At 29.6% G+C, this 18798-nt stretch carries 17 protein-coding genes; 8 read left to right on the forward strand and 9 right to left on the reverse strand.

Annotated elements, in window-relative coordinates; all coding sequences use genetic code 11:
• Nucleotides 1-798: 798 nt before the first annotated feature.
• Nucleotides 799-2676 (reverse strand): molecular chaperone HtpG, encoded by a 1878-nt coding sequence (gene htpG / locus EAH69_RS05825; RefSeq protein WP_121934246.1) that lies wholly within the window; start codon nucleotides 2674-2676, stop codon nucleotides 799-801.
• Nucleotides 2677-2803: 127 nt separating this feature from the next.
• Here htpG and EAH69_RS05830 point away from each other — a divergent pair, with 127 nt between their 5' ends.
• Nucleotides 2804-3691, forward strand: a complete 888-nt coding sequence (locus EAH69_RS05830; RefSeq protein ID WP_121934247.1) for a DUF72 domain-containing protein — start codon at nucleotides 2804-2806, stop codon at nucleotides 3689-3691.
• 131 nt (nucleotides 3692-3822) lie between these two features.
• Here EAH69_RS05830 and EAH69_RS05835 read toward each other — a convergent pair whose 3' ends face one another.
• Entirely contained in the window at nucleotides 3823-4155 is a 333-nt protein-coding gene (locus EAH69_RS05835; RefSeq protein ID WP_121934248.1) for a hypothetical protein, read from the reverse strand.
• Between the two features lie 136 nt (nucleotides 4156-4291).
• On the opposite strand from EAH69_RS05835, the gene EAH69_RS05840 reads away from it, so the two are divergent.
• Together EAH69_RS05840 and EAH69_RS05845 are read left to right on the forward strand one after the other, a co-directional pair.
• Nucleotides 4292-5263, forward strand: coding sequence for an N-acetylornithine carbamoyltransferase (locus EAH69_RS05840; protein ID WP_121934249.1), 972 nt, complete (start codon nucleotides 4292-4294; stop codon nucleotides 5261-5263).
• Between the two features lie 494 nt (nucleotides 5264-5757).
• Nucleotides 5758-6552: an alpha/beta fold hydrolase gene (locus EAH69_RS05845; RefSeq protein ID WP_121934250.1), complete on the forward strand. Its 795-nt coding sequence runs from the start codon at nucleotides 5758-5760 to the stop codon at nucleotides 6550-6552.
• 30 nt (nucleotides 6553-6582) lie between these two features.
• On the opposite strand, the gene EAH69_RS05850 is transcribed toward EAH69_RS05845, so the two are convergent.
• From EAH69_RS05850 to EAH69_RS05870, 5 genes are all read right to left on the reverse strand, one after another.
• On the reverse strand, nucleotides 6583-7557 hold the full coding sequence (locus tag EAH69_RS05850; RefSeq protein ID WP_121934251.1) for an EamA family transporter: 975 nt from the start codon (nucleotides 7555-7557) through the stop codon (nucleotides 6583-6585).
• A 93-nt stretch (nucleotides 7558-7650) separates the two neighbouring features.
• A complete protein-coding gene (locus EAH69_RS05855; protein WP_121934252.1) occupies nucleotides 7651-8271 on the reverse strand; it encodes a deoxynucleoside kinase in 621 nt (206 codons plus the stop codon).
• 7 nt (nucleotides 8272-8278) lie between these two features.
• Nucleotides 8279-9070 (reverse strand): hypothetical protein, encoded by a 792-nt coding sequence (locus tag EAH69_RS05860; protein ID WP_121934253.1) that lies wholly within the window; start codon nucleotides 9068-9070, stop codon nucleotides 8279-8281.
• Entirely contained in the window at nucleotides 9051-9818 is a 768-nt protein-coding gene (locus EAH69_RS05865) for a sulfite exporter TauE/SafE family protein (RefSeq protein ID WP_121934254.1), read from the reverse strand. Before EAH69_RS05865 ends, EAH69_RS05860 begins: the two co-directional genes overlap by 20 nt.
• Before the next feature lie 80 nt (nucleotides 9819-9898).
• Nucleotides 9899-11215, reverse strand: coding sequence for a WD40/YVTN/BNR-like repeat-containing protein (locus EAH69_RS05870; protein ID WP_121934255.1), 1317 nt, complete (start codon nucleotides 11213-11215; stop codon nucleotides 9899-9901).
• 187 nt (nucleotides 11216-11402) lie between these two features.
• Here EAH69_RS05870 and EAH69_RS05875 point away from each other — a divergent pair, with 187 nt between their 5' ends.
• The 3 genes from EAH69_RS05875 to EAH69_RS05885 all read left to right on the forward strand — a co-directional run bounded on the left by EAH69_RS05875 (nucleotide 11403) and on the right by EAH69_RS05885 (nucleotide 14577).
• Nucleotides 11403-12755: a T9SS type B sorting domain-containing protein gene (locus tag EAH69_RS05875; protein WP_230466722.1), complete on the forward strand. Its 1353-nt coding sequence runs from the start codon at nucleotides 11403-11405 to the stop codon at nucleotides 12753-12755.
• Nucleotides 12756-12880: 125 nt separating this feature from the next.
• On the forward strand, nucleotides 12881-13627 hold the full coding sequence (locus EAH69_RS05880; protein ID WP_121934257.1) for a T9SS type A sorting domain-containing protein: 747 nt from the start codon (nucleotides 12881-12883) through the stop codon (nucleotides 13625-13627).
• 185 nt (nucleotides 13628-13812) lie between these two features.
• Entirely contained in the window at nucleotides 13813-14577 is a 765-nt protein-coding gene (locus EAH69_RS05885; protein WP_121934258.1) for a T9SS type A sorting domain-containing protein, read from the forward strand.
• A gap of 74 nt (nucleotides 14578-14651) precedes the next feature.
• Here the strand turns inward: EAH69_RS05885 and EAH69_RS05890 are convergent, their stop codons facing one another.
• Nucleotides 14652-14861 (reverse strand): cation transporter, encoded by a 210-nt coding sequence (locus tag EAH69_RS05890; RefSeq protein WP_121934259.1) that lies wholly within the window; start codon nucleotides 14859-14861, stop codon nucleotides 14652-14654.
• A gap of 72 nt (nucleotides 14862-14933) precedes the next feature.
• Nucleotides 14934-16283, reverse strand: coding sequence for a DEAD/DEAH box helicase (locus EAH69_RS05895; protein ID WP_121934368.1), 1350 nt, complete (start codon nucleotides 16281-16283; stop codon nucleotides 14934-14936).
• Nucleotides 16284-16421: 138 nt separating this feature from the next.
• Here EAH69_RS05895 and argS point away from each other — a divergent pair, with 138 nt between their 5' ends.
• Entirely contained in the window at nucleotides 16422-18194 is a 1773-nt protein-coding gene (gene argS / locus EAH69_RS05900) for an arginine--tRNA ligase (protein WP_121934260.1), read from the forward strand.
• A 116-nt stretch (nucleotides 18195-18310) separates the two neighbouring features.
• Nucleotides 18311-18784, forward strand: a complete 474-nt coding sequence (locus EAH69_RS05905; protein ID WP_121934261.1) for a DUF1810 family protein — start codon at nucleotides 18311-18313, stop codon at nucleotides 18782-18784.
• Nucleotides 18785-18798: the final 14 nt, after the last annotated feature.

The following is an 18798-nucleotide window of genomic DNA, read 5'->3' on the forward strand; positions in this document are numbered from 1 at the left end:
TTATGCGGCTTGTATTATTTTTTCACAATTCTAAATTGAACCTTTAATAAAGGATTTCAATTCTTTATAATTGAAATCCTTCCCAAAATTTTAACCAAAATAATTATGATTTTAAATTTTGTATATAGTTCATTTTAATTAATTGTATGATAATTTGATTAATTACATTTAATGGTTTGATGATAAAAACTCATTATAAATACATACTTTTTAGATATTATTTGATAAGTCAAGTTAAACTAATTAATCTACAATAATTAAAGAACGAATCAGGTTAAAAAAAGGATTTCAATTGCTTAAAATCCTTTCCAAATAATATACTCGTTGTATATTATTTGTTAAGTTCTATATATAAATGTATTGTAGTAACTATGAACAAAATAATTATTATAGTTTTTAAACAACTATTAATTACAGAGTATTATTTTGACACTGAATATTATTTTTACTACAATTTAAATGAACTTCTGGTTAAAAAGGATTTCAATTTCTTGAAATCCTTCCCGAAATTTGATAATGAAAATAATTTCATTTAAAGAAACTATCTTTATTACATATTAAAATCTCGTATTAACTTCGAAATAAATTAATAATAAATGTTCTGTTTTAAAACCTCATTAATTTTAAAGTATGAGAACTACTAACTTTATTTCTTGTAGTAAAATTAGTGATAATTATCATGTTTTGCAAATTATAACCTCATGATTTTTAAAGTTTAACACTTCAATAATATATTTTAGAAATAAAAAATCTCAATCATATTTGATTGAGATTCTTTATTTATGCTCGTTTTAAAACTTATTTTAAACTCTCGAAAGATTTATTGATAAAGTTTGTTAAATCTTTACCTTTTAACAATCCTTGAGATAATTTTGCTAAATCTAAAGCATGAGAAATAACTTCATTTCTTTTCTCTTGATTTTCTTTTGCTAAAATCTGTGTAGCTAATTCAGAATTTGAATTGACTACAACATTATACATTTCAGGGAAATTACCCATTCCGAACATTCCAGCTCCACCGGTAGCCTGCATGTCTTTCATACGACGCATAAATTCTGATTGTGTAATGATAAAAGGTGCATCAGAAGCTGACAAGTCCTCTAATTGTACTGTGTACGATTGATTATTGATACCTTCAGTAATCTGAGTTTTTAATTTTTCTTTATCCTCATCAGATAATTTAGAAATTTTAACTTCATCTTTATCAATTAAATTATTGATATGATCCGCATCAACACGTGCAAAAGTTACATTTTCTTTAGAACCTTCTAATTTCTGAATTAAATGTGCAGCGATAGGAGAATCTAAGAAAATAACTTCATATCCTTTTTCGTTTGCGATTTGGATGTACTGATCTTGTGCATCTTTATCTGTTGCATATAAAACTACAGTTTTATTGTTCTTGTCTGTTTGGTTATCTTTAATTTTTTCAATTAATTCATTCCAAGTATAGTAGGAACCACTAGTAGTTGGGTATAAAGCAAATTTGTCAGATTTCTCATAGAATTTATCTTCAGTTACCATTCCGTACTCGATTACAACTTTAATGTCGTTCCATTTTTGTTCGTAATCATCACGATTTTGAGTGATTAAAGAACCCATTTTGTCCGCTACTTTCTTCGTGATATGAGCCGAAATTTTCTTTACTGCTCCATCCGCTTGTAAGTAAGAACGAGAAACGTTTAATGGAATATCTGGCGAATCAATCACACCACGTAATAACATCAAGAAATCAGGAACAATTCCTTTTACTTCATCTGTTACGAATACTTGATTTTGGTATAATTGAATTTTGTCTTTATCAATGTTAATGTTGTTTCCTAATTTTGGGAAGAATAAAATTCCTGTTAAATTAAATGGATAATCAACATTTAAATGAATGTGGAATAATGGATCCTCAAACTGCATTGGATACATTTCGCGGTAGAAGTTTTGATAATCTTCTTCAGCTAATTCTGATGGCGCTTTAGTCCAAGCAGGAGTAGGGTTGTTGATGATATCATCTACTTCAATTTCTTCTGGTTTTGTATCTTCTGCAGCACCTTCTGGTAATGGTAAAGTTTCTTTACGTGTTCCAAATTTAATCGGAACAGGCATAAACTTGTTGTACTTTGTTAAAAGTTCACGAATTTTATAATCATCTAAAAATTCTTTAGAATCTTCAGCAACGTGTAAAATAATTTCAGTTCCACGATTCGTTTTATCAGAAACTTCTAAAGTAAACACCGGCGATCCATCACATGTCCAATGAGCAGCAGGCTCGTCTTTATAAGATTTAGTTATAATCTCAACTTTATCAGCTACCATAAATGCTGAGTAGAAACCTAAACCAAAGTGACCGATAATTCCGTCTGCATCTTTGTGTTGGTTGATAAATTCCTCAGCTCCTGAAAAAGCAACTTGGTTGATGTATTTTTCAACTTCTGCTGCTGTCATTCCAAGACCTTGGTCAATAATATGTAAAGTAGAATTTTCTTTATTTACTTTCACTTCAATCATTGGGTTACCATATTCAACTTTGGCTTCACCAATATTAGTTAAGTGTTTTAGTTTTAAAGTTGCGTCAGTGGCATTTGAAACTAATTCACGTAAAAAGATTTCGTGATCACTGTATAAGAACTTTTTAATTAACGGGAAAATATTTTCTACCGATACATTAATACTTCCTTTGCTCATTTTATATTTTGTTTTTTTTATAATTAAGATGCTATTTCTTTTTCAAATCAAGTACCAATCAAGGTTTTCTGACATTTTGTCCCATTATTGACTTTTAATGAGTATTTTTCGGAAAAATTTAGATTGAATGAAGTTCGGAAAAGTAGAAGACGTTTCTAAAGTAGATTTTACATTACCACCAATACATGCAGATACTTTTCAAGTTTTGGAACGATATCCAATTGATGAAGATTTTGGGGTTTATGTAGGTGGTGCAAGATGGGCAAAACAAGAATTGAAAGGATTTTTTCCACCTAAAACGAAAGACGAATTAACGTATTATTCAACTCAATTTAATTCGATTGAAATGAACGGAACCTTTTATCGTTCACCAACAAAAGAACAAGTTATTACTTGGAAAAATAAGACGCCAGATGATTTTATGTTTTTTCCTAAAATTTCTCAGAGTATTAGCCATTATGGTCGATTACTAAATGTAAAAGAAAAATTGACTGCTTTTTTGGATGCTGTAACCATGTTTGAAGAAAAATTAGGTATGACATTTTTACAAATGCATGATAATTATAAACCAAAGGATTTTGATCGTTTAGCTGAGTTTGTGCAAAATTTTCCGAATGGTTATCCTTTGGCGATCGAAATTAGGAATGAAGAATGGTTTGAAGATCAAACGATTTTCAATCAATATGTTCAATTATTAGAAAATAATCATATCACAAATATTATTGTGGATACGCCTGGTAGACGAGATATTTTGCATATGCGATTAACAACTCCAGACTTATTTGTACGTTTTGTAAGTGCTTATTCTCCCATTGATTATACAAGATTAGATGAATGGATAGAAAGGATAAAAGAGCTGAAAAATGCAGGTCTTAAAAATGTATATTTCTTTATTCATCAAGGTTTAACAGGAAAAGAAGAATTGTATGCTACTTATTTTGTAGAGCAGTTGAATAAAGAATTGGGAATAAATATTCGTGTTCCGAAAGTATACCGTGAGAATTTATTATTTTAATTATCTTAAAATAGTGATTTTTATTTTAGTTCTAATCAATAAATTCATAGGTAATAAGATATGTATATTATGTATAATGACGAAGAAGGCAGTATCCAAAAAACTGTGTAAACATAAAATAGGATGGGTTATTATAACTCACCATTATTTTTAATAATAAAAAAATTAGGCTCGCTTATTTGATACGAATTATTTGCAATTTTAATTTCTGAAAAGATCTTTTGAATGAGATTTCTATAACTTTTATCAAAAATAAATAGATCTTTTGAATATCCTTTTTCAATTCTATTTTCTAAAGATTTAAAGTGTCGATCATAAATTTCACGTTCCGTTTTATTATCAAAATTTCGATATTTTTCTTGCGTTTTTTTTAATTCTATCAGATTATTTTCCTTTGAAATATTTTGAGCAAAACAAAATGTAGAGACAATGATAGAAAGAGTAATTAGTAGAGTTTTTTTCATATTTTAAGTTGAAACCGTTTGTGTTTCAGAACTAAATTAATTTATCTGAAAGATAAAAAATAAATACTCAAAATTCAGCAAACATCAATACTTTAAAGTAAATTTGCAAAACAAATAAACATAACGAATTACAGCTATGAAACAATTCACGTCGGTTAATGATGTAGAGAACATCGACGAATTATTAAAAACAGCTTTAGAAATTAAAGCTAATCCGTTCGCACAACAAGAAGTTGGTAAAAATAAAACTGTTGGTTTAATTTTTTTCAATCCTAGTTTACGTACTCGTTTAAGTTCTATCAAAGCAGCTTATAATTTAGGTGCTAATGCATGGGTTTTAAATGCAGGTGCAGATTCATGGACTTTAGAAATGGGAGACGGAACTGTGATGGATGGAGATTCGCAAGAACATATTACAGAGGCAATCCAAGTAATGAGTGCGTATTGTGATGTTTTAGGAGTTCGTACATTTCCTAAATTAGTTGATCGTGATGAAGATTACCAAGAGGTAATGTTTAATAAAGTAAAATCGTTATCATCTGTACCAGTAGTTTCATTAGAAAGTGCAACGTTACACCCTTTACAATCTTTTGCAGATTTAATTACAATTGCAGAAAAAACAGGATATACGCCAGGTGTTAAACCAGCTAAAAAAGTGAAAGTTGTAATGACTTGGGCTCCGCATCCACGTCGTTTACCGCAAGCTGTACCTAACTCGTTTGCAGAATGGTTTTCTAAAGTAGATTGGGTTGATTTTACAATTGTACAACCAAAAGGATTAGAGTTAGATTCTAAATTTACAGAAGGTGCTACAATTATGCACGACCAAGACGAAGCCTTAAAAGATGCAGATTTTGTATATGCTAAAAACTGGTCTTCTTACGAAAACTACGGACAAGCAAACGAAGGAGATAAGGATTGGCAAGTAACAATGGAAAAAATGAACTTAACAAACAACGGAAAATTTATGCACTGTTTACCAGTTCGTCGTAATGTTGTTGTTTCTGATGAAGTTTTAGATTCTGACGTTTCTATTGTAATTGACGAAGCTACAAATCGTATTTTTTCAGCTCAAACTGTTTTCCACGAAATTTTGAAAAACAAATAATCTAATTAAGATTACTATATATTAAATGCTGATTGTTTAATCAGCATTTTTTTTTGCTTAAAATTTTAATAAATTTATAATTATAATAATATTCTAAAATTTAAACTTAAATAGAAAAATTTTCAATTTGAATTGCAAGATTTAAAGAATAATGTTCTGAATAATGTAAATCATAAAGGATAAATAAGTTTAATATTATTTATTTTAAACTATTTTAAATGTTAATAATTCGTTTAAAAACGAAAAATGCTTGTTTTTATAAAAATATTATACCTACATTTGAATAAGAAAAGTACAGGAAAAGTGAAATTTAATTCGTTATATATGTCAATTTGCAAGCAGGTATGGACGCCAAATCCAGACGTGGAAAATTCGTGTATATAAATTTGAACTTTATTTTTTATGATACTATAATTTCCTCGTCAGATATTAATCTAACGAGGATTTTTTTTGAATAAATCATTAAACAGAAACAACCATTAAAATTTAAAACAATGCAAACTTTAAATCAAATCACAATCCCAGTTTGGCCGCTTGAGGATAATACAATAGTAAATAATGTATCGGTAACATATCGTCAGTATGGATTACCAATCGGAACGGCACCTGTAATTTTGATTAATCACTCCTTAAACGGTGATTCAGATTGTATGTTTCATTGGGATGGAGTTATTGGTAAGGATAAATCCATAGATTTATCAGAATATACTGTCATTTCTATTGATATTCCAGGGAACGAAGTCGCTAAAGAAATAAGATACGATCACTTGCCTTTTGATAAAATATCGGCAAGAGATGTGGCTGTTTTGTTTTGGTTGACTTTGTTTGAATTAGAAATTGATGAATTATTCGCGGTGATCGGAGCAGATTTAGGTGGTGGAATTGCTTGGGAAATGACAACACTTTTCCCTAAACGAGTATTAAATTTGATCTCAATCGCAAGTTCGCCAATTACAGAAAATTGGTTAGTAAAAGAGCCAATTGCGAAGAATGAGTTTATTAAATCTGTCTTTTACAGTGTAGATATTAGTAGAAACAGACATCATATATTAGAAGTCGCACAATTAATTAAATCTAATATTCACGTTATTTATGTAAAAAATGATTCGAATTACGATAAACGTGAGCTTCGTCGTTTTTATACAAAATTAAGCGAGGTTAAGAAAAATGTAAATTTCTACGAATTAGATGAAATTGAAGACACTATTTACTTAAAAAAGAATATTGAACAAGTAGATCGTGTAGTTGATGGAATTTTAGAGAAAGAATATGTAAATAATGTAGCATAAAAAAAGCCTCGCAATTGCGAGGCTTTATGTTTATGATTGAGTTGATTTTTTTGGAAAAACTTGATCGAAATTCATATATACAATTGCGAATAGAATTACGACAATTCCAGCCCATTGTATTAATAAAACTTGTTCACTCAATAAAATAAAAGCCATCATTACAGAAACTGGTAATTCTATTGATGAAACAATACTTCCTAAACCTAAACCTGTTTTTGGGAAACCTAAATTTAATAGGACAGGAGGTAATACAGTTCCAAAAAGAGATAAAGCAATTCCCCATGTAAAGAAAATTGATGTATCAAATGCCTTTTCAACTACAAAATCATTACCTAATATAGTTTTATAATCAACAAAATTAGGGAAATAGTAAGGACCTATTTGTGTGATTAAACAAAATATTGAAACTAATATTCCTCCACCTAAAACCATAAATAATGTTTTTTTGTATGGAGGTAAGTAGTTAGCAATTCCGTTAGCAGTAAACATAGTTGTTGTGAATGAGCAAGCAGCAAGGAATCCCCAAAAAACACCTCGCCAATCCAAATCTATATTCTGACCTATTAAATTAGTTGCCATTGCTGTTCCAATTAATACAATTACCATAGCAATTAATTTCTTAACCGTTGGGAATGTTTTTGTAAAAATAGCTTCAACTAAAATACTTAGCCAAACTGTTTGCATTAATAATACAATAGCTATAGATACGTTAATGTATTGTACTGCGATGTAATAAAATAAACTTGTTAATCCTAGTGAGCTTCCGGCTACCATTAGTTTAATTCTATCATTGCCAAGGAACGGAACATTGTTTTTTCCTTTTATGTACATGAATCCGTTAATAACTAATAGAATTAAAATACCCAAAACAAATTGGGAAGCTGTGACTTCTGCTGTAGAATATCCTTCACCGTAGGCTAATTTTACAAAGGTGGCGAGCATTCCGTAGAAACTGGCACCTAAACCTACAAATAATACGCCTTTTAATAGGTTATTATTCTGCATAATTAATTGAAATATAAATAGTAAATAGTTTGCGTTAAAAATGGCTTGCTCCCGAAGAAACAAGCCATCAAAGATATTGTATAAATCTGATATTTATTTGTTAAATAGTCCGTTGATTTCTGCATCGATTCTGTTAAAGATTAAACCTAAATCTTCCTTATTTTCAACGAAATCTAAATCATCAACATCAATTATTAAGATTTTTCCTTCTGTATAATTCGATGTCCATTTATCATATTTTTCATTTAATCTGCTTAAATAATCAATACTGATAGAGTTTTCGTAATCACGTCCACGTTTTTGGATTTGTTTTACCAATGTTGGGATTGATGCCTTTAAATAAATTAATAAATCTGGTGCTTCAACGAATGATGTCATTAAATTAAAAACACGCAAATAATTGTTATAGTCACGTGTAGACAATAATCCCATATCGTTTAAATTGCTTGCGAAAATGTGTGCATCTTCGTAAATCGTACGATCCTGAATAATGTCTTTACCACTTTCTCTAATTTCTTTTACTTGATTAAAACGGCTACCTAAGAAATAAATCTGTAAGTTAAAAGCCCATTTCTCCATATCATTGTAAAAATCATCTAAATAAGGGTTGTGTTCAACATCTTCAAATTGGGCTATCCAATTATATTGCTTTGCTAAAAGATTTGTAAGAGTAGTTTTACCTGCTCCAATATTTCCGGCGATTGCGATATGCATTATTCTATTAATTTATTCGGGTGTAAATATACAAACCCTTATTCTTTATCACAAAAAGTTGATCGCCGCTCATAGTAAAATCTTTTACATTAAAAAAATTATCAGCGATTGAAATCTCATTGTTCAATAAGTTGATTGTTGTAATGTTTTGTTCATCTAAAAGATGAATGAAACTTTCTGAAAAGCAATATTTTATATGTTTTTTTAGATGAATTGAAGTTTTAAAATTACCAAAAAAATCGAATTCATATATCCAGTTCTGACTTTTTAGAAATAATCTGTTTTTTATTTGATAAATATCTTCAATGGTAGAATCGCCTTCTTTAAAAAAGAGCATATTTGATTTATTAACAACCGATTTTAATTGATAATTCCATTGAATTAAGCGAAGTTCAATAGGATCAAAATACCAAAGTAATTGACTGTCAGAAATAGATATAGCTGAAGGGAATATTTCATATTTATTCAAGTTTATTCTATCTTGAATTGGATTTAAATTGTCATCTAAAATCTCTAATTCTTGATAATTATAAACCAAAGAGGTTTTTAAACTTAGATTAGTATCAATCTTAGTTACGATTTTGTTTAAAGGGTATCTTTTAATCTGCTTTTGTTTATTAATCTTGAGTAATTCTTTTTCATTCAAAATTAAATGAAGATCACCGATAGAATTAGTCGTTAACTTAGAAATATTAGTCGTTTCAAAGAAAATAGAGTCTGTAATTTTATATTGCGCTTCTGTGAATTGAAACGAAATAAGACCAAGAATTACTATTAGTTTAGGAAATAAAGACTTCATAACCGAATCTACAAATTGATAATAATATGACAAACATAAAGATATAACGAATAAACGTATTTCCTTTCGCAATGGCTAATTTAGCACCAATAAAACCACCTAATCCATTACAAATAGCCATCGGAATTGCAATTGCCCAAATGATTTTTCCGGTAATAAGGAATAAGCATATTGACCCAAAATTTGTAGCGAGGTTTACTAATTTGGCAGTAGCAGAGGCTTGCAAAAAATCCATACGAAGCATACTTACAAAAGCAACGATAAAAAATGTACCGGTAGCTGGACCAATAAATCCATCGTACATCCCAACAACAAAAGCAATTAAAATTCCTTTTATTATACTCTCTTTTTTTTCGATTGTACGAGCTTGCGCTTGTCCAAAATCTTTTTTAAAAACAGTATAGATAAATAAAATAATTAACACGATAAATAGGAGAGGCTTCATAAAATCGTTGTTAACCATAGTTAAGAGTTTAGAACCTAAAAATGCTGCAATAAATGCGACCATTGCCATAATGGTAAATAATTTCCATTGAATTTTTATCTTTTTTAGATATTGTGAAGTAGCTAAAGCTGTTCCTGTAAATGCAGGAACTTTTAATGTACCAATAATTGTAGCTACAGGATAATTAGGTAATAAGGCAAGTGATAAAGGTGTTTGGATTAATCCACCGCCACCAACAATTGAATCTACAAATCCTGCACAAAATGCGACAGAACATAAGATAAGAATGAGTTCAAATTCCAAATGATAAAATTTGAACAAATGTAAAAAAGAAAAGGACAAAGTTAAAACCTTGTCCTTTTTAAATATTAAATAAAATTTGATTATTTAATTACAAACTTAACTGTTCCGAAAGATCCATCAACGTAAGCTACACGAGCATAATATACTCCAGCTTTTAATTGAGATACATTAACTTCTTTTTTGTTTGCAGAAGCTAAAGATCTTGCAGACATATCTCCAACAACTACGTCTTTGATATCTTTATTAGTTACAATATTTAAAACACCATTAGAAACAACAGCTTTTAATTCTGTTTTAATAATGTTTGTATCTGAAACAGCTAAAGAACATCCAGGAATAGGATCAGTTAATTTTAGCATACCTTCATTACCTGCTGTATTTGATGTGAAATATCCAACCCAAATTGTACTACAATCGTATGCACCAATATGACCTCTTTGCTCATCACCATCTATTGAAATCCATGTGTTTCCACCATCATTAGAATAAGAAGAACCTATCCCAAGAGTTGAATCTAAATTCATATTTGTTGTCATGAAATTAGAATTTGAACCTGGTATATATTTTACATCACCATTAAAATAACCTGTAGTTTCTTTTATATCCCAATTTGCACCAGCATCTTCAGTATACCATAAAAACCCGATATTATCTACAAGTAATCCATAAGTTTCGCTAGAAAAAGACATCGTAGCATTTGAGTCTTGCCCAGAGAAATCATCTACTGGACCACCAGTATAAGAATTCCATGTAGCTCCAAAATCTGTAGTATGTAAAATACGACCTGTATTAGAAGTTAACCATAAACTGTTTCCAAATCCAACTTTTCCACCAACATATCCATATTCATCAGCATGTAATGGAATTGGGGCAGTAGTTAAAACTGACCATGTATTACCTGAATCAGTAGTTTTATACATTTCGTATTTATTATTTACAGGGTCACCGATAACTAAACCAGTTTGAGTGTCAAAGAAATGAATGATATTACCAAAAGAAGCATTTCCAAAAACTCCTGAAATTTTTGACCAGCTAGTTCCACCATTCGTTGTTTTGTATAATCCATTTGCTGCACCACTTCCAGAAGCTGGAGCTGTAACAACAAATGCTGTTTGACCATCAACACCATGGATATCAGAAATTAAAGCATTTGATGGGGCTGAAATTAATTTAGCTGCCCAGTTTGTTCCACCATTTGTTGTAATAGAGGCATAGCGAGGATAAGTATTATTTCCTGAACCGTCACGTGCTGTTGCCCATACTGTATTTGCATCTACTATAGAAATTACATTAGGATATGCATATTGAAGAGGAATAGCAAAGTTTTGTGTTTGATATTGTCCAAATGAAAATGACGCAAAAGCTACTGCTAATAGCGAAAGTAATTTTTTATTCATATAAGTGTTAATTAATTAAGCTAATGTAATTAAAAAAACAATACAATATATGAGTTTTTAAAAATAAATGATTAGATTCTTATTTTAACTTTATAGAATATTTTAGTATCTTACATAATTTTAAATAGTTAATATGAAATTAAATATAATTTTATTCTTATTTAGCACTATTTTCTGTTTTTCACAAATGAAAATAGAAAAAGTAGTTAAATATGAATGTGTATCAAGTTTACCTTTAACTTTAACTATTTTTGAAGATCCTAGATCTAATCCGAGCTATAGAACTTTGATGAATGATTTTGTTAATGAATATCCGGAGTATGATCCTATATATTGGACGATGGCAAACTATGTTTACCCAACTGCAGATGATGCTTATAATAATGCAAACGCTTACCCAAGAGATAGAGTAGCTCGATCTGTAAGTTTTGATATTTCAAATCCAGCAAATTTTTTTCTTCGATTAGAGGAGAATGTTTTTGAAAATCAAAGAATAGTAATTATTCATTTTCAATATAATTATTCAATTCAACCTTCGGGAAGAAATAATTTTGAAGTTATAGGATGTGAAATTGATAATGAAAATAATGTATATAATTTAGATAAAGCTTTATTTGATATTTATAGTTTCAATCATTATTACGAGTTTTCTTTTTATCAAAGTCATCAAGATGCAATTTTGGAACGAAATCCAATTCCAGATTTCGACTGGGAAAATTACACAGTTTCAAATACAGTAAATAGTGTATATCTAAAAGTTAAATATTTGCCTTCTTATTCAGATTCTCCATGTTCCTCAATTTTTAAATTATTGTTAAACACTAAAGAATTTGATTCTTATTTACCTGATAAATCATATACTTTTTGTGGTGTACCATTTAAAATTAATGGTCCTTTTGATCTTAATAATGTTTACCAATTTTCTAATTTTGAATGGTATCATGATGGAGTATTAAAATCAAATAATTTTAATGTAAATATTGATGCAATAGGTGAATGGGTTGTTTATTTTGATATTAGTACGGGATGCAGATCTTTTTTAACAATTAATGTTACAGAAGAAAATGGGGAAGGTTATATAAAAAATATCCGTTCATCAATGTCTCAGATAATTATAGAGCCTAATAATGCTAATTTAATATCTGGTTATTCTTTAGATGGTATTATTTGGCAAGAATCAAATGTTTTTAATAATTCTACTGATCTAATTTTCTCTTTTTATTTTAAAAATAATCAAGGTTGTGTCTTTGGACCATTTTCGTATGATGTTTCTAACTTTTTTACATTTATAAGTCCAAATTCAGATGGTTTTAATGATAAATGGGATATTAGATCTAATTTAAAATTAGAAGAAAATGATTATAGTATTCAAATTTTTGATCGAAAAGGTAAAATTCTTACCGAAGGAAAATTAAAAGATATCTTACCATGGGATGGTAAATACAATAACCGTAAATTAGCTTCTGGTACTTATTGGTATAGGATTTTTAAAGATTCCGTTGAGGTAAAAATAGGTAGTTTGGTAATTAAGAACCATTAATTTAAGGTTAACTATGAATTAATTTAACATTAATGATTTCCTTTTATTATATATAATTAATTTTAAAAGTTATATTTGCACCGCAATATTGCTAAACGTAAATAAACTTTAAAAATTATATATATATGAAAAAATTCTACTCTTTAGTAGCTGTAGCTGCTTTATCTTTAACTGTTAATGCACAACAAGAAACTTTAAATTATGTTTTAGCTGAACAAGGTTTCTCTAATGCTCAAGATGTAAATACTGGAAACATTATTTCAGGTTTAATTACTTATGAAGCAAAGAAAAATGGATCTTCAAATGGACCTAAATATTACGATACAGGATCTAATTTAAGATTATATTCTAATAATGCTGATGGTAACGGAAATTCATATTCATTAAAAACAGTTGGAGAAGCTAGAATTCATTCAGTTTTAATTAAAACAGATACTTATTCTGATTACGCTCCAAGTACTGCTATTATTACAGTTGATGGAGTTGTTAAACCTACCTTCATTGAAGATGGAGTTTATATCATTGAATTTGATACGCCTGCTCAAAATGTTACTATTAAAAATGGTCAAACAGGTTCATCTGCTCAAATTAGAATTCAAGAAATTGAAATTATTTATTCAAGAACATTAAGCATTGCTGACTATACTGAGGCTTCTAAAGCAGTTCAAAACACAGTTTGGACAAATACTGCTGCATTCTCTACAAAAGCTAATGCTTCAGTTGAAGTTTACAACGTAAATGGACAATTAGTTAAATCTTTCGAAGTTAACGGAAATAAAAACGTTAATGTTTCTGATTTAGCATCTGGTGTTTATGTAGTTAAATCTACTGAAAATGGTAAAACTGTTACAACTAAAGTTGTAAAGAAATAATTAGATTAAAATTCTAATAAATTTATATAAGCCTCGTTTTACGAGGCTTTTTTTGTAGTACTAATTTGTATATTTACTATATTGTTTTATGTTTCAGATTGTAATCAATTGATTAGTAGTTGTATATAGTAAAATATGTTATATATTTGTAAGACAATCTAAAAATAAATTTAATAATTTTTACTATGAAAAAATTTTATTCTTTAATGGCTGTTTTAATAACATCTTTCAGTTTTGCTCAAGGTACAGTTAATTTTGAAAATTCGACAATTACATCTTCTTACGCAGATGGGTCTTTTCAAGAAGGACCTGTAACAGTAACCTATGTACATTCAAGAAACGAAGGCTTAGGTTCAACGGATGATTATAGTATAGAAGGTAAAGGAATCATGTTGCGTAGAGCTGATGAACCTAGTTCAGTAACTTTCACGATTCCATCTGGTGTTGGAGAGTTTAGATTTCAATACAGAAAAGCATTCACAGGAGGAAGTCCACGTCAATTAGCTGTTGTAGTAAATGGTGAGGAAGTAATGACAGAGGTATTTGGAGAAGGATCAGGAGCTAATGCAACTGTATATACTTATACAACGCCTATTGAAGTTAATGGATCAGTTAATGTTAAAATTACTTATCCTACTGATACGGCTACAGGTAATAGACAAGTAACAATAGATAATGTGCAATGGTCTGCATTTGGTCAAACTTTATCAACTATCGATTATGCGCAAGCATCTAAAGCAATCCAAAATACAATTTGGACAAATACAGCTGTTTTTTCAACTAAATCAAATGCTAAAATAGAGGTATTTAATACAAATGGACAATTAGTAAAATCTTTTGAGGTTAACGGAAATAAAAATGTAAATGTTTCTGATTTAGCTCCTGGTGTTTATGTCGTTAATTCTATAGAGAATGGTAAAACTGTAACAACAAAAGTTGTTAAAAAATAAAATAAATATTTTGAATTATAAAGTAAAAGCCACTCAATGAGTGGCTTTTGCATTTTATCTTTTTCCTAAGGGAATTAATCTATTTTTTGGATTTTAAATCCTGCATCGCTAACTGCCTCTACAACTTCAGAAACCTCTTCATCAGTATTTACCGTTAAGATTTTTTCTGTATTATCAGTATCAACAGCCCAATTTCCTTCACCAACAACTTCATCTAAAAATGGTTTTACTGATTTAATACAGCTTCCACAATTAATATTGGTCTTGAATTTTAATTCTGCCATAATATTTAATTTACTTTCTTTCAAATTTATAAATATTTAATAAAAAAGCACTCTAATATGAGTGCTTTAATTTTATTTACCTTTTTTTCTTGCTTTTTGTTTTTGCTGACCACGGTTTGCAGTTTTTGTCTTTGGCGGTTTACGTTTTGTTGGTCCACCTAAGTTCACTTTTTTGTTTTTATCCTTTTTCTCGTGGAAAGCAGCACCTCTTTCATTATCGATTTTTACAGTAGTTGTATTTTTCATTTTTACAACATCTTTTTCAAAATCTCTTTTAGAAGGGTTGATTGTAACATTATCAGGGAAGGTGATCATTTCTACCTCTTTACCCATTAAATTTTCAATCTCGATTAATAAAACTTCTTCTTTTTCTGTGTAGAAAGAAATAGCTTTACCAGTTTTATCAGCACGACCTGTACGTCCAATACGGTGTATATATTGTTCTGGAACTTCAGGAATCTCGAAGTTGATTACGTGAGAAATATCCGGAAAATCTAAACCACGAGCCATAATGTCTGTAGTTACAATACCTTTAATTTCGTCTTTACGGAAGCTATCCATAACACGTAAACGATAATTTTGAGATTTGTTTGAGTGAATTACTCCAAATTGTTCTGGGAATTCTTCTTCTAAAGTTTCGTGAATAATATCAGCATGCTTCTTATTGTTCGCGAAGATTAAAACTTTTTCAATTGAATCATTAGTTTTTAATTGATTAACAATTAAATTTAATTTCGTATTGAAGTTTTTTACAGGAATTGCAGATTGTGCAATTTTTTCAACTGGTGTTCCCGAACGAGCTAATGAAATCTCCTCAGGACTGTTGAAGTATTCGTGTAACATATCATTAACTTCATCTGTCATCGTTGCCGAAAATAAGATGTTTTGACGTCTTTCACTCATCATTGAAAAGATGTTTCGTAACTGTGGTTTAAAACCTAAACTTAACATCTCATCAAATTCATCAATCACTAATTTCTTTAAATCTTTAAACTGTAAATCGTTGTTTAAAGCTAAATCCATCACACGTCCAGGTGTCCCAACTAAAATATCGACACCATCATAAAGTAATTCTTTTTGTGTATTGATATTTACACCACCGTAAATACCTAAAACACGTACATTGATAAACTCAGTTAATTGATCTAATATATCTGTAACCTGAACTACTAATTCTCGTGTAGGCACAAGAATCATAATTTTAGGCATATGCGATTTCGAGAATTGATACTCCTTCAATAAAGGTAATAAGTAAGCTAATGTTTTACCTGTACCAGTTTGTGCAATCCCCATAATATCTTTTCCAGATAAGATTGGTTTGTACGTTTTTACCTGAATTGGAGTAGGTGTTGTAATGTTTAGCTTTTCTAAAGCTTCATTCAATTGTTTGGGAAAATTGAAATCTTCAAATGTAATATCCATATAATCCATTATGCAAAGATATAGCTTTCTGATAAAATGATTTTCAAAATCCAATAGATTAATAGAAAAGAACCAATTTTTGATTATATAGAAGCTTAAAATTTCGTACTTTTGCAGTCGATTTATAAACAATAAGAGATGAATTTAAAACAACAAATCACGCAATACGTTTTAGACGCGATTCAAAACGTGTATCAGTTAACTCCAGAATCTGTTGAAATCCAATTTACAAGGAAAGAGTTTGAAGGTGATTATACATTAGTTGTTTTCCCATTAATTCGTGCTTTAAAAGGTAAACCAGAAGATATTGGTGCAAAAATTGGTGATAATTTAGTTGAAACCGGAAAAATCACTGCATACAATGTTGTAAAAGGTTTCTTAAATATGAGTATGAATTCAGCAGAATTTTTAGCTGACTTCACTCAGAATGCAACAAATGAAAATTACGGAATTAATATTCCTACTGCTGAATCCCGTTCAGTAATGGTAGAATATTCTTCTCCGAATACAAATAAACCTTTACACTTAGGACACGTTCGTAATAATTTATTAGGATTTTCAGTTTCCCAAATTGTTGAAGCAGCTGGAAATAATGTAATAAAAACACAAATTATCAACGACCGTGGTATCCATATTTGTAAATCTATGATTGCTTGGGAGCGTTTCGGAAACGGTGAAACTCCAGCTTCAGCAGGTATCAAAGGAGATCATTTAGTAGGTAAATACTATGTTGAATTTGATAAACATTACCGCGCTGAAATTAAGGAATTAGTAGAAGGTGGTATGTCTGAAGATGAAGCGAAAAAACAAGCGCCGATTTTCTTAGATGCTCAAACTATGTTACGTCAATGGGAAGCGAACGAACCAGCTGTTATCGAGTTATGGCAAACGATGAACGGATGGGTTTATGAAGGTTTTGCACAAACTTACAAACGTTTAGGTGTTGCTTTTGATGAGGTTTTATACGAATCTAATACGTATATTTTAGGAAAAGATATTGTTGAAGAAGGTTTAAATAAAGGTGTTTTCTTTAAAAAAGAAGACGGTTCTGTTTGGATTGATTTAACTGAAGATGGATTAGATGAGAAATTAGTTTTACGTTCAGATGGTACTTCAGTTTACATCACACAAGATTTAGGAACAGCTGTAGAGCGTTTTAAAAATACACCTTCTTTAGAAGAGTTAACTTACGTTGTAGGTAATGAGCAAGATTATCACTTTAAAGTTTTATTCTTAATCTTAAAGAAATTAGGTTACGAGTGGGCTGATGCTTTACATCACTTATCTTACGGAATGGTTGATTTACCAAATGGTAAAATGAAATCTCGTGAAGGTACAGTTGTTGATGCTGATGATTTAATGTCTGAGATTTATAAAACTGCGAAAGAAATTTCGGAAGAGTTAGGTAAATTAGATGGTTATACAGAAGATGAAAAAGCTGCTTTATACGAGAAAATCGCTATGGGAGCTTTAAAATACTACATCTTAAAAGTTGATCCTAAGAAACGTATTTTATTTGATCCACAAGAATCTGTAGATTTTAACGGAAATACAGGACCTTTTATTCAGTATACTTACGCTCGTATTCAGTCGTTATTAAGAAAAGAAGCTCCACAAGCTTTTGATTTAACTACAATTGAATTAAACCAAGCTGAAAAAGAAATTATCCGTACGTTAAATGATTTTGAAAGTACAATTAAGAAAGCATCTGATGAGTTATCTCCAGCTTTAATTGCAAATTATGTGTACGAATTAGTGAAGCAATTCAACTCGTTCTACCAAAATAATTCAGTATTAAAAGCAGAAGACGAAAACGTGAAATATTTCCGTTTATACTTATCTCAATGGGTTGCAAATACAATTCAGTCAGCTTTACGTTTATTAGGAATTGGAGTTCCTGAAAGAATGTAAGATTTGATTTTATAATAATTTTAAAAATCCTTCATCATCTTGGTGAGGGATTTTTTATTTATCCTTTATAATCTTCATGAAATCGTATCTTTGCAACAGATTTTAAAGTATAGAAAATGAAGTTAGGCGATTTATTACAAAAAAAGCCAAATGATAGATATAATCTTCAACGTTTTGAAAATGCACAAGCATTTGTATTTGATGAAGCGTTGATGGAAGTACACGCAGGTAAAGTACAAACAAATTGGGTTATTTTTACATTTCCGCAAGTCGTTGGATTGGGTAAAAGTGATTCATCTTTAGAGTTCGGAGTTGGATCGATAGAAGAGGCGAGGGCTTATGTACAAAACGAAGAATTGTACGGAAATTATTTAGAACTTTTAGAAGTTTTAATGATGCACAAAGGAACTTTACCTCAATTGATTTTTGGCAAGAATGATGCAATGAAATTAAAGTCATCTTTAACGTTATTTAATTTTATCAAACCAAAAGAAGCAATTATCAAAAAGGTGTTAGAGATATTTTATCAAGGACAAACAGATAAGAAGACATTAGATATCATCAAACAGATGAAACAAAAAAAAGGTTAATCAAACGATTAACC

This window comes from Faecalibacter macacae (assembly GCF_003687725.1).
Taxonomy (GTDB): domain Bacteria; phylum Bacteroidota; class Bacteroidia; order Flavobacteriales; family Weeksellaceae; genus Empedobacter; species Empedobacter macacae.